The following is a 12478-nucleotide window of genomic DNA, read 5'->3' as shown; positions in this document are numbered from 1 at the left end:
CTAGCTATCCAGTTTTGCCTGAAGTGCTTCCCAATTTTGCATTTCAACTTCTAACTGTTTTTTCAAAGCTTCATATTTAGCAAACGCTTCCTTATCGTTTACTACCGCTTGGTATTGTGATGGGTCAGATAACTTATCGTCAAACAATTTAATCTCTGCTTCCAATCGCGCAATTTCTTTTTCAGATTTAGCAATTTGAGAATTGATTAATTTTAATTCTTTTGCGCGTTCGTCTGCAAATGAATCCACCACTTTTGGTTTCTCTTCTTTAACTTCTGCTTTCGCTTTCACAAAAGGACTTTTTGTATTCATCTCTGTCAAGCGATACATCTTCAATTTTTCCATAAACTCATTGATGCCACCCAAATGTTCTCTCACTTCACCATTTCTGAATTCATACATTTTCTCGGTAAGATCTGCCAAAAAATCTCTATCATGGGAAACAATAATAACCGTTCCTTCATAGGCAAGAACTGCTTTTTTCAACACTTCTTTACTACGAATATCCAAGTGATTGGTTGGCTCATCCAATACCAACAAATTATAAGGTTGAAGCAATAATTTACACAAAGCCAATCGACCACGTTCACCACCACTCAGCACGCGCACTTTTTTATCAATATCCTCACCACCAAATAGAAAAGACCCTAACATGGTTCGTACTTGTTTCCGAACATCTCCAACAGCAAGTTCATCAATGGTTTCAAAAACTGTTTTATTCGGATCTAATTTTTCCGCCTGATCTTGTGCAAAATAACCCATCATCACATTATGCCCCAACTGAACGGTTCCCTCAAAATCAATTTGCTGAGCGATCATTTTCATCATGGTACTCTTTCCTTCCCCGTTTCTACCTACCAATGCAATTTTTTCTCCTTTTGCTAAAATGAAATTTGCACCTTTAAAAATACGTTTTGTTCCGTATACCTTACCGGCATCTTCTACGGTTACAACGATTTTACCTGAAAGTGCCGGAGGTGGAAAACGAAACGCCATTGTTGTCGTGTCACTTTCATCCACTTCAACAATGTCCATACGATCCAACTTTTTAATCAATGACTGCGCAAAGGCAGCTTTACTAGCTTTTGCGCGGTACTTATCAATTAAGGCTTCTGTTTGATCAATTACTTTTTGCTGATTTTTAGCTGCATTCTCTTGTTGCTCTTTTCGCTCTTGACGCAACACCAAATAACGAGAATAGTTTGTTTTATAATCGTAAATTTTCTGATTCGATATTTCGATGGTACGCGTTGTTACATTATCCAAAAATTGTCTATCGTGACTGATCAACATCACTGAACCAGCAAACGTTTGCATGGTTTCTTCCAACCATTGAATGGATTCAATATCTAAGTGATTGGTAGGCTCATCGAGCAATAAAATATCAGGTTTACGCAAAAGAATTTTCGCTAACTCAATCCGCATACGCCATCCACCACTAAATTCAGATGTTTGACGATGAAAATCTGCACGTTCAAATCCTAAACCTTTTAGTATTTTTTCAATCTCCTCTTCACGATTTCCTGCACCAATAATGTCCATACGTGTATTGATGTCAGTCAATTCCGTAATCAAATTCATATACGCATCACTTTCGTAATCTGTGCGTGTTTCCAGCTCATGTGTGATGACATTTAAACGCGCCTCTAAGCGCTGAATTTCTTCAAAAGCGGTTGCTGTTTCCTCAAATACAGTGCGCCCATGCTGATGAATCATATCCTGTGGCAAATAGCCGATACGGAAATCATTCGGTTTAGAAATCTCTCCTTTTGTCGGATTTTGAAGTCCAGATAAAAGCTTAAGCATGGTCGATTTACCGGCACCATTTTTCCCCGCCAAACCAATACGATCTTTCGGGTTTACCAAAAAACTCACATTATCAAACAAATCGTATCCACCAAAGGATACTGTCACAGAATTTACTGAAATCATTATTTCTTAAAATTTAAGGGTGCAAATTTACTAAAAATAAACCTTACAGCCCAGTTGGATAGAAGAATTCCCCACTGAAATTGGGTTTAGGGATGATATTTATGATTAAAACCCCACATATTTCCAGGAAAACACCGTTCAACTCATTCTTATTTGTAATTTTGTTGAATAGTTACAGTTTCTATGTTTGATAAGAAATCTCCCATTTACAGTGTATTGAAGAACAAGTGCCCACGTTGTCACGAAGGCAATTTTTTCGAAACAAGTAATCCCTATAACTTACAATCTTTTGGCCGATTAAACGATCGCTGTCCAGTTTGCAACGAAGACTTTAGAAGAGAGCCGGGGTATTATTTCGGAGCAACGTATGTGAGTTACGCGCTTACAGTAGGATTTGGGATTGGTTTGTTTTTATTGCTCTGTGTGGTTTTCTCGGTAGAAGTTGTCCCCTTTATCATCACACTTACAACCCTGCTCATTCTGTTACTCCCAATATTTTACAGATTATCGCGTATTATTTGGATCCACTTTTTTGTACGGTACAAAGAGTTAAAACACTAATTCGTTAACGTCCTTTTACCCTATCCACCAAAGAAGCAAATGCTTCCGACAAAGAAATTTTAAATTTCCCTCTATCCAATGCCATCGAATTATCAGCATTTTTGTTTAAGCGGTAAGAAAAAGGAAAAGAGGCATCGGTTTCATCCCAGCCAACCATTTGTCCAAACCGCACATCATTGAAATAAACAGCAGAATCCACTTTTGTGATAATATAATGTCCTTTTGAAAACTGTTTTAATAATCGCAAGGATTCATCTCCTTCGAAGGGTTTTAGTAACGAATCATTTCTTTCCACTCTCTTAAAATCAATTTTCTCCGTTTTATCAAAAATTGAGTAGTAACCAATCCACGTCCCTAAACTATCATGTGAGTATGCCATCCATAGAAAATTGTTTAATGGTGTTGGGGTTGTAATAAAATCATCTGCTGTTAATTTTTGTTCTGCAAAGGCCGTAGACATGTGATCATGCACATGCCATTTATTGATAATCGTGAATACTAAATAAATGCTACTGATCCATAGTCCCAACTTGTTCCATTTGACTCTTCGTGGACTTCCATTTTTTGCAATGAGTGCAATTAAAATACATATTAAGAAAGGTAACGTATAAAATGGATCGGCAACAAAAATGGTATTGAATGTAACACGATACCTACTGAATGGTTCGAACCATCCGGTTCCATAGGCAGTTAGAGAATCGATAAAGATATGAGTTGACATCCCCAATAAAAAAAGCAGGCTCCATCTTTTCCAACTAACTTCTGCTTTCTTAAACCATTTACTAAAAAGCCAACCCAGCAGTGGAGACATCACAAGAATAAAAAAGATGGAATGTGTAATTCCACGATGAATTAAAAGTTGTTGCGCATCGGAAACACATGGCGAAGCGAATACATCAAAATCAGGAATTGTATCGGCTAAAGCGCCCCAAAGCATAGCTTTTCTACCAATTTTCTTTCCTAAAACAGCTTCCCCAATTGCTGCGCCTAAAACAATATGTGTTAACGAATCCATGCTTTATAATATTCAACAAATATACAATAGATTGGTTTTTATTTATGAATATTAATACCTTTATATTCACATAAATAATCGATGCAAAACAAATCAAAATATTTTCTTATCGGCTTAGCCGTTGCATTTTTTGCTTTTATTGCTTGGTACTTAAAAACCATTTTAATTTACATCTGTATCGCCATCATCATTTCGTTGATTGGTCAGCCGCTTGTTAAGTTATTCTCCTCTATTCGAATTAAAAAAATCAGCATTCCTGTCAGCGTTTCTGCGCTCTTAGCACTGATTTCCATCACCCTCGTTTTGGGTCTTTTTGTTTCCATGTTTATTCCATTATTGGTTGAAGAGGCCAGAATAATCAGCAAAATCAATCCAAACGAAGTAGTAGAAACATTTAAAGAACCATTAGCGAATCTGAACTACGACCTTCAAAAATTTCAAATCAGATACGGAAATGGAGAATCCCTTGAAAAGTTTATTGCGACACAGCTTACCGGTATTATAAATTTCCAAGAAGTATCTTCCTATGCACAAGGAATAGTAAGTCTAACAACCGATATTATTGGAGGAACATTTATTGTGCTGTTTATGGCGTTCTTTTTTATGAAGGACAAACATTTAATATACAATGTTGCATTGCTCTTAACTCCCCCAAAACATATTGAAGCGATTAAAGATATTATGCGCGACACCAAGCGGTTGCTGACAAAATATTTTATCGGCATACTACTGGATATGCTTTTTGTTGCAACACTCACAACCATTGCACTTAGTCTACTTGGCGTAAAAAACTGTTTACTCATTGGTATGTTTGCAGGGCTAATGAACGTGATTCCTTATGTAGGACCATTAATCGCTGCAGCATTTGGTATTTTGATTGGTGTTACCTCCAATTTAGAGTTAGAATTTTACACCCAATTACTACCACTTGTGTACAAAATTTCCCTTGTGTTTTTATGTGTACAATTAGTTGACTCCATCATTTTCCAGCCACTTGTTATTTCTAATATTGTGAAAGCCCATCCACTGGAAATATTTTTAGTTATCTTAATTGCTGGCACACTTGCCGGTATCGGAGGGATGATTGTTGCGGTCCCGATCTATACCATCCTGCGGATCATTGCTAAAGAATTTCTTTATAATTTTAAAATCGTGCAAAAACTCACTTCTGAATTGGAAGAAAAAAGTTAAACATCAGGTCCTATGATTCATAAATCAACACTCGATTTTTTATCCAAACTAAGCAAAAACAATAACAGGGATTGGTTTGAAAAGAACCGACCTGACTATGAATTAGCAAAAACTAATTTCAAAGAATTTGTAAGCGAGTTCATTCTTTCTACAGCAAAATTTGACCCCAGCATAAAACATTTGGAAGCGAAAGATTGTATTTTTAGAATCAATAGAGATGTTCGTTTTTCGAAGAACAAAGCTCCCTACAAAAATAATTTTGGTGCCATTTTAGCACCGGGAGGAAAAAAATCATTTGATGCAGGGTATTACATCCAGCTCCAACCCGGAGCCTCATTTATTGCCGGAGGAATGTGGCAACCGCCAACCCCGCAAATCAATGCAATTCGTCAGGAAATCGATTACAATACCGAAGAATTTAAAAAAATAATCGGAGCGAAAGAATTCAAAAAGCTACTTGGAAAATTATCGGATGAGGATAAATTAAAAACAGTTCCAAAAGGATACGACAAAACCCATCCAGAAATTGAATTATTAAAATACAAAAGCTACATCACCCTTCACAACCTGTCGGACAAAGACGTTTTATCAAAAACATTTTTAAAACAGTGCAACGAGGTCACAAAGGCAATGTACCCTTTGAATTTATTTTTAAGAAGAGCTTGCGATTAATCACGAATTTCTTCGGGATAAGTAAGACAACCTATTTTGCAAAAAATGTTTGCAAAACGATGTCTTACTAATAATGCCATAAATCGCTTTCATAAACAAAAATTTCATCTTTAATTGACTCTGATTCCAGGAGGATATCCAAGCCTTGTTTATAATCAGCAATGGAACGATTGTATACATTGGATTCCTTATAAACATAACTGGAAAACATTCGTTTTACGAACAGTTCGTCATAACTCATTCGCTCGGCATCATTATGTCTGTTAAAAACTGCAGCTTTTGCTAAAAATGGTCGAGCATCCGGAAAATAAATCCAGAAAAGTGGTTTCACCCCTATCACCTCTCCACTTTCAGAAAGTTTTTCAGCAAGTGGACAAATCCCAACAATCTTGGCTTCCATAACCGAACGTTGTTTATCAAAATACCAATCCTCTTTTATCCAATATTGACGAATATTGGATGCTGTAATTTCTGTTTTCATGGGCATTGTCAAGAACGTACCCGGATTATTTACATCTTCAGTTTGATGGGTAGAATCCCAACTCACCAAAAGCTTTCCTACTTCTTCCTTTGTCATAGGCATTGTAAATTCATCGTCAAAAATCGGATTTGAGAATGCTTGTAAATTATCATTTAATAGAGCGCATTTCAAAACATCAAATAAACTCATTAAACAAACGGTTGGTTGCTCGGGGTAATACAATGGCAAATTGAGCTTTTCACGTAAATCAATCACTCTCCAAACGCGTTTACTCCACATCACATCCGCTTCTCGAACATATACGTTGCGCATGGGAAACGGTCGAGCAATCCGATTGCTCTTACAGGGATCAAACGGTGGATCTTTAACGGTTGCTTTGGGTGCGCATTGAGCAGCAGCAACGTTAGACATGACACAAAAAAATAAAATGAAATTGAAAAGTGTGAACGATTGAAAAAAAGACTTCTTCTCAATCTGAACATTCGGTGAATGTTTCATAGCGACCTCCTTTTCTCTATTAAAACGGAGTGCACTAAAATTTTATTGTAGTTAAAAAAACAAAAAGCCCCGAAGCAAAATGCTCGGGGCTTTTAAATCATTAAGTTGTTATCTAGAAATGGAACAAATCGTGTTCGTAGATAAAGATATCATTTTTAACTCTTTCAGCTTCCAACAGCTGATCTAAGCCTGTTTTGTAATCAAAAATACCTCTGTTGTAAACGTTACTTTCTTTACGAACATAACTAGAGAACATTCTTTTCCAAAAAATATCTTCAAACGTTCTTCTTTCAGCATCGTTGTGACGCATATATACTTCATGATTTGCGAAAACCGGACGTGCTTCAGGGAAGTAAATCCAGAACAAAGGAGTACTTGCACCGGTAGACTCACCACTTTCAGTCTTTTTCTCAACCAAAGGACACAATCCAATGATACGAACATCTAGTACTGAACGTTGTTTATCAAAAAACCAGTCTTCCTTTACCCAATATTGCCAAACACTGATTGTGCTGATTTCCTCTTTTTGAGGAGCTGCAATAAAAGTTCCAGGGTTATTAGGATCCTCAGCTGTAGCTGTTGAATCCCACTTTACAAGTAATCCATCAATTTCACTTTTTGTCATGTCATATCTGAACTCATCATCCGTTGCAGCTTGGTTGAAACAAGTGATTGTTCCATCTTTTGTAGCAGCGTCTTTGATAACATCAAATAAACTTTTTCTATCCAAAATTTGCTCATCCGGATAGTATAACGGGTGGTTCATTTTTTCACGCAAATCAATCACACGCCAAATACGTTTGCTCCACATAACATCTGCTTCGCGAAGTGTTGGATAAGGGATTGCTCTACGAGTACGAGAGTTTTCTTTTGTATAAACTCCATCAGGATATTTGGGTGGTTTAATAACCTCCTGAGCAGAGACATTAACTGTTGCAAAAGCAACAATCAATACTAAAAAAAGAAATTTCAATTTTTTCATGATCACCTTTTTTATTTACTATTTAATTTTTAATACGCAGCCGGTAATTTTTCTAACCCCATCAGGAGCTTGAACTTTTACCTCTTCGATTAATACTTTTTGACCAGGTTTTACTTTACCTAAGATGTCTTTCATTTGCCCGGTAGCACTTGCACCTTGTGCAGTGTAATCGGCATAAACACCATTAATAAAGATTGACATGTTCCAAGATACAACAGGGAATTTTAAATCGAATACGAAATCTTCCAATTTAGGAATAACCCCTCCAGCATTCATCAATTCACCTTTTGACACTTTACCATCACCTACAACACCAGCATAAGAAGCTTGTGGACTAGGTACTTTCTTCACACGGAATTTCATAGCACCCATTGATTTCGAGCCTGTTTTTGTTTTCACAGCTACGTTTACTGAGCACTCGTTTCCAGATGTTACTTTTACAATGTAATGTCCTTGACCTTTGTTGATGATGCTTCCACCTCCGCCACTCATAGTAGCAACAACATCAGTTGGAGCTGCACCGGCAACAGAAATATCTACAGGATTTTCAACTCCGATATAGAACACATTCATTTTTGTTGGTGAAACTGCCATAGAAGGACGAGCCACCATGTAATCACCTTTGAAAGGATATCCTTTTGAAGTTCCATCTGGTGCTTTAACATTAATAATTCCGGAGAATTCTTGCAATCCTTCAGCACCAGTAGGCACTTCGTATTTACCTACTCCGGCAGAAACAGGAACTTTTGTTCCAGTTCCGGCAATTTTCGGATTCTTTTTGTCTGTTGTATCAACAGAACCAATTAACACTTCAGGATCTTGGGTAGAGCTATATGCTGCCACAAAGATATCAGCTGTATATTTTTCTCCAGATACGATGTAACTTGTTGGTGCAACAACTTTCGCAACAACTTGGTCAAAAGAGAAGTCATCTGCCGTGATTGATTTTAACAAAATTGATACAACATCACTTTCCGCATTTTTAACGTCATTTTTCAATTTCGCTAAAACACTAAATACAGCTGCTGCTGGTTGATGAGCAAACATATTGCTTTCCCAAGAAACCATTTTTTCATCTCCGATAGAATACATTTCTTCTGTACTCAAGCCCAGTTTCAAACTGTTACGTTCTTTATCAGGAACTAAAGCAGTCATCTCTTTTTTGAACTTTTCGATTTTTTCTTTCAACTCTTTTGATTTACCGGTTGGATTTTCTGGATCTGCACCAGCACCAATTAAAATTTCAGTAGGGATATTGTTTTCATCCTTACTATCTAAATTTTTTAATTGGAAAGTATCGGCAACCGATTTTTCAAGCTTTTGAATACGTTGATACAACTCGCTTTTAATCTCATCAATATAAGCACACAACTCAGCTGATTTCTTTTTAGCAGTTTGAGCTTTTTCATTCCAAGGCTTCGTTTTAACAGGATTATCAGCCATTGCTTTCGCGAATTTGGAATATAATATTCCATTCTTACTATCAAAATTCACGTTTGTAGTGTTCAAACCTTCTTCAATAATAACAAAGGCATTCAGAATTTCTTTTGATACGTTAAGCGCCAAAAGTGCTGTTAACACCAGGTACATCATACCAATCATCTTCTGCCTTGGGGTTTCTTTTCCACCTGACATAGTTCTATATTATTTCTATAGATTAATATTAAATTAATAAGTCGCTGCCGAAGAATTAATATTCTTCAACAAATAGAAAAAATAATTCCGTTGAAACGGAATTATTTTCTCATTGCGGTAAGCATGTTACCGTAAATAGTGTTCAATGATTCTAAGTTAGAAGATAGTTGACCTATTTGCTCTTTGTATTTCTTAGTATCATCAACAGACTCGTTCAAGTTTTTCATCAAGTCTTCTAATCCGCTATAGAATTTAGAAGTTGCTTTTAAATGATCATTCGAACCTTGCAATTGCAATTCGTAAGAAGCATTTAATGCAGATAAATTTTTAGAAACCTTAACGATTTGATCACCTAAGTTAGCACTATCATCACCACTAACAGAAAGACCCATTAATGATTCTGCTGCTTTAGAATAAGCACCAGATAATGAGCTTACGTTTTTAGCTGCAGATTGCACACTTGATACATACTCATTAGTTGCAACAGATGCATCAGTGATATTACTTAATTTTCCTGCTTGATCGCTTAAGCTGCGCATCCCTTCACCTAAACTAGCAATTAGTTCCGGTCCGATTTTCGCATCTTCTAGCATTGTATCTAATTGTTCTGTAATAGAACCTTTGTCTTCTTCAATTTGTTTGTGATCACCTTCTTCACCGTGCATACCAGCTAATTCAGGGTATACTAAACTCCAATCCACCTCTTCGTGTGGTGGCTCAAATGCCGAGAAAAAGAAGATTACCGCTTCTGTAGATAAACCAACAACAAGCATTGGTCCCGCACCTGGCCAATGCATAATTTTAAACATCGCTCCAACGATTACGATTGCCGCACCAAATCCATACAATTTGGCCATGAAACTTTTCCATTTTTTACCACCCATAATTTTAAATTTAAAAGTTAATAATTATTATTTAGTTTAGATTAGAGAATACAAATTAAAAGCCTTCACCTGGTGCATCTCCTCTTTGACGACCAAGGTATGTTTGAACACAACGGAAACCAACGTAACATTTCGCTGTATCTTGATACTCATATGTTCTTGTACTTGTTTGTAAGTAATAACCCACATCTTTCCAAGAACCACCTCTGATAACTTTACGCTTCAATACAGTCGCTTCGTTATCTTGAGCTTCATACACATAATCCGGATTTAAATCGTGAGAAAAATCGTATGCTGATTCATCAAATGCATTGCTGGTCCACTCAGCAGCATTTCCTGCCATACAATATAAACCGTAATCATTCGGATTGTAAGAAGCAATTTTTACAGTATGGAAACCTCCGTCATCGATATAAGAACCGCGCATTGGTTTAAAGTTACCCAAGAAACATCCAAGGGCATTTCTGATATAAGGACCACCCCAAGGGAATGGACTTAAAGCATTTCCACCTCTTGCAGCATATTCCCATTCTGATTCTGTTGGTAAACGGAAATCGTTTACATACGACTGTCCATTTCCTACTAACCAGTTATTAAACAATTGTGTTCTCCAAATACAAAAAGAACGAGCTTGTTTCCAGCTAACACCTACTACCGGGTAGTCGTCATAAGCCGGATGCCAAAAATACATATTGGTCATTGGCTCATTGAATGAATACGTGAAATCATGAACCCATGCTAATGTATCAGGGTAAACGTTAATGATATCTTTAACAATAAATACACTTCTGTCTTTATCTTTTTGTTCACGTGTACTATAATTACCACTACCATCAGATACTTGATCTTTTACATCATAGTGACCTAATGTTTTGTTATCACCTACGCTGGTTGATTGGTAACCGTTGATAAAATCACGGCCTTTATCATCCGGAGATTTTGATGGTTTGAAACGGTTTGACTTTTGAGCAGCCAAACGCAAGTTAATCCAATAGTATTCATAATTTAATTTACGCGTATCAATTTCTCTGCGTTTGTAAAAACGCTCTTCAACTGGTAAATACATAAATTCAAGAACCTCTCTTACATCTGTTTCATCGTAAGCGATTTCTTCCTCAAAGTTCACCAAAGGAGGATCAATTGGCTGCTCATAGTCATCGGTTTCAACACCATGTTCAGCTCTACCATCTTCGAATAAAGCACGGTGTGCAATTGAGTCTCTCACCCAATATACAAACTGACGATATTCGTTGTTTGAAATTTCGGTTTGGTCAATGTAAAAAGCCTGAACAGAAACTGTTTTTGACTTTGTGGTGTGTGAATAAGGAGTATCCTCATCACTTGGACCCATATTGTAACTTCCCATAGGGATGTACAACATACCAAAAGGATCGATATCGAACCATTCCGGTCGAGGGTGAACACCTACAAGTTCTCCGGTGCTAGTTTTACAACTTGTAAAAGCAATAGCAATCATAGAACCTAACAAGAGCAACTTTTTCATATTTGTTGTTTTTATATTAAACCCCTTATTGTTAGAAAATCATCACACACAAAGTATGATGATTTCGAAAGCAAATAGAGTAGCTTAAACGATACTAAAAAATTAAGGTTACAAAAATTTGATTTTTTTACAAGAATCGTACATTCATGTGGCCTTGCTTACGCTCTGGCTTAGTGAATTTCTTGCAATACCCTAACATTAATTCATGTGTTCCTGAGCTGTGGCTCTTCAATGCAGATAAGGTTACATCGTATGCATACCCTAACTTAAAGCCTTTCCACTCCATCCCTACCATTACCGGAATTGCATCCGTTAAACGGTAAGAAGCACCCACAAATACCATTTGGTTCCATCTTGCTAACAAGTTGAAATCCAACTGCGTAGAAGAAGCATCCGATTTTGTTAAAATAGATGGTGTTAAATCAAATTGAGTTCCTAATTGGAACTTATATCCTGCCATTACATAATAGTGACGAGCAACTTCGTACGTAAAATCGTAATCTGTTGATGGAACACCCGGAGTGGTAGAACCTTTTTTCTTAGATAATGTTTGTTGTGGTAAGTGCAATGAAGACAAACCAACATACAATTTATTATTGGTATAATATAAACCGAATCCAACATCATAGGTAGTAGCAGAAGTACCACTCCAAGGAATAGCATTATCAGTACCGCCACCTGCTTCGGTTGTTGTACCATCTGGGGCAATGAAATTACCTTTCATCGACTTATTAATCATACCAGCATCCAAACCGATACCCAAAACACCTTCAGTACCTAATTGTAAATGGAATGAATAAGCCAATTTTGCTTTTAAGGTTTTATCAAATCCTAATTGATCTTGATCGATTGTGAAACCAATACCACCATGTGCAATTTGACCATAATCAACACTTAGAAGTCCTGTTTTAGGAGCTCCAGGAATTTATCCCATTGGTCACGGTATAAAATAGTCGCACATAACGCTTTGTTCGTTCCGGCATACCCCGGATTAACCGACAAACGATTAAACATATTCATACTGAATTGCGCATCTTGCTGAGCAAATGATACTAATCCTGTAATCGAAAATGCAATGATAGTAAGGCTTTTTTTCATTTTTTACTTTTTAAATTGAACAGTT

12 protein-coding genes are annotated in these 12478 nt (G+C 36.7%); 3 read left to right on the top strand and 9 right to left on the bottom strand.

Translation table 11 applies throughout. From position 1 onward, the window contains the following. Positions 1-1932 carry an ATP-binding cassette domain-containing protein gene (locus tag IPP64_13285; protein ID MBL0330361.1) on the bottom strand — a complete coding sequence of 644 codons (1932 nt, stop codon included), beginning with the start codon at positions 1930-1932 and terminating at the stop codon, positions 1-3. A 183-nt stretch (positions 1933-2115) separates the two neighbouring features. On the opposite strand from IPP64_13285, the gene IPP64_13280 reads away from it, so the two are divergent. After that, positions 2116-2493: a DUF983 domain-containing protein gene (locus tag IPP64_13280; protein MBL0330360.1), complete on the top strand. Its 378-nt coding sequence runs from the start codon at positions 2116-2118 to the stop codon at positions 2491-2493. Positions 2494-2497: 4 nt separating this feature from the next. Here IPP64_13280 and IPP64_13275 read toward each other — a convergent pair whose 3' ends face one another. Then, positions 2498-3508 carry a metal-dependent hydrolase gene (locus tag IPP64_13275; GenBank protein MBL0330359.1) on the bottom strand — a complete coding sequence of 337 codons (1011 nt, stop codon included), beginning with the start codon at positions 3506-3508 and terminating at the stop codon, positions 2498-2500. Between the two features lie 81 nt (positions 3509-3589). Between IPP64_13275 and IPP64_13270 the strand changes: the two genes are divergently transcribed. After that, the gene (locus IPP64_13270) at positions 3590-4699 is read left to right on the top strand and encodes an AI-2E family transporter (protein MBL0330358.1); all 1110 of its coding nucleotides are present in this window, start codon (positions 3590-3592) and stop codon (positions 4697-4699) included. 15 nt (positions 4700-4714) lie between these two features. Then, positions 4715-5371, top strand: a complete 657-nt coding sequence (locus IPP64_13265; protein ID MBL0330357.1) for a DUF2461 domain-containing protein — start codon at positions 4715-4717, stop codon at positions 5369-5371. 67 nt (positions 5372-5438) lie between these two features. On the opposite strand, the gene gldN (IPP64_13260) is transcribed toward IPP64_13265, so the two are convergent. From gldN (IPP64_13260) to IPP64_13230, 7 genes are all read right to left on the bottom strand, one after another. Further along, entirely contained in the window at positions 5439-6263 is an 825-nt protein-coding gene (gene gldN, locus IPP64_13260) for a gliding motility protein GldN (protein MBL0330356.1), read from the bottom strand. A gap of 199 nt (positions 6264-6462) precedes the next feature. Beyond that, the gene (gene gldN / locus IPP64_13255; GenBank protein MBL0330355.1) at positions 6463-7332 is read right to left on the bottom strand and encodes a gliding motility protein GldN; all 870 of its coding nucleotides are present in this window, start codon (positions 7330-7332) and stop codon (positions 6463-6465) included. Between the two features lie 18 nt (positions 7333-7350). Next, entirely contained in the window at positions 7351-8967 is a 1617-nt protein-coding gene (gene gldM / locus IPP64_13250) for a gliding motility protein GldM (GenBank protein ID MBL0330354.1), read from the bottom strand. Between the two features lie 101 nt (positions 8968-9068). Further along, a complete protein-coding gene (gene gldL / locus IPP64_13245) occupies positions 9069-9851 on the bottom strand; it encodes a gliding motility protein GldL (protein MBL0330353.1) in 783 nt (260 codons plus the stop codon). A gap of 55 nt (positions 9852-9906) precedes the next feature. Further along, positions 9907-11355 carry an SUMF1/EgtB/PvdO family nonheme iron enzyme gene (locus IPP64_13240; GenBank protein ID MBL0330352.1) on the bottom strand — a complete coding sequence of 483 codons (1449 nt, stop codon included), beginning with the start codon at positions 11353-11355 and terminating at the stop codon, positions 9907-9909. Positions 11356-11482: 127 nt separating this feature from the next. Further along, on the bottom strand, positions 11483-12280 hold the full coding sequence (locus IPP64_13235) for a PorP/SprF family type IX secretion system membrane protein (GenBank protein ID MBL0330351.1): 798 nt from the start codon (positions 12278-12280) through the stop codon (positions 11483-11485). Beyond that, a complete protein-coding gene (locus IPP64_13230) occupies positions 12250-12453 on the bottom strand; it encodes a type IX secretion system membrane protein PorP/SprF (GenBank protein ID MBL0330350.1) in 204 nt (67 codons plus the stop codon). The genes IPP64_13235 and IPP64_13230 overlap by 31 nt, the downstream gene beginning before the upstream one ends. Positions 12454-12478: the final 25 nt, after the last annotated feature.

The organism is Bacteroidota bacterium (assembly GCA_016722565.1).
GTDB lineage: Bacteria > Bacteroidota > Bacteroidia > 2-12-FULL-35-15 > 2-12-FULL-35-15 > 2-12-FULL-35-15.
The sequence above is the reverse complement of the archived record's forward strand: the minus strand, read 5'-3'. Positions and strand labels throughout refer to the sequence as shown.

Excerpts from the sequence above, each read along its gene's own strand:
- IPP64_13285 (MBL0330361.1), bottom strand. The coding sequence starts at position 1,932 with ATGATTTCAGTAAATTCTGTGACAGTATCCTTTGGTGGATACGATTTG.
- IPP64_13280 (MBL0330360.1), top strand. The coding sequence starts at position 2,116 with ATGTTTGATAAGAAATCTCCCATTTACAGTGTATTGAAGAACAAGTGC.
- IPP64_13275 (MBL0330359.1), bottom strand. The coding sequence starts at position 3,508 with ATGGATTCGTTAACACATATTGTTTTAGGCGCAGCAATTGGGGAAGCT.
- IPP64_13270 (MBL0330358.1), top strand. The coding sequence starts at position 3,590 with ATGCAAAACAAATCAAAATATTTTCTTATCGGCTTAGCCGTTGCATTT.
- gldN (MBL0330356.1), bottom strand. The coding sequence starts at position 6,263 with ATGTCTAACGTTGCTGCTGCTCAATGCGCACCCAAAGCAACCGTTAAA.
- gldN (MBL0330355.1), bottom strand. The coding sequence starts at position 7,332 with ATGAAAAAATTGAAATTTCTTTTTTTAGTATTGATTGTTGCTTTTGCA.
- gldM (MBL0330354.1), bottom strand. The coding sequence starts at position 8,967 with ATGTCAGGTGGAAAAGAAACCCCAAGGCAGAAGATGATTGGTATGATG.
- gldL (MBL0330353.1), bottom strand. The coding sequence starts at position 9,851 with ATGGGTGGTAAAAAATGGAAAAGTTTCATGGCCAAATTGTATGGATTT.
- IPP64_13240 (MBL0330352.1), bottom strand. The coding sequence starts at position 11,355 with ATGAAAAAGTTGCTCTTGTTAGGTTCTATGATTGCTATTGCTTTTACA.
- IPP64_13230 (MBL0330350.1), bottom strand. The coding sequence starts at position 12,453 with ATGAAAAAAAGCCTTACTATCATTGCATTTTCGATTACAGGATTAGTA.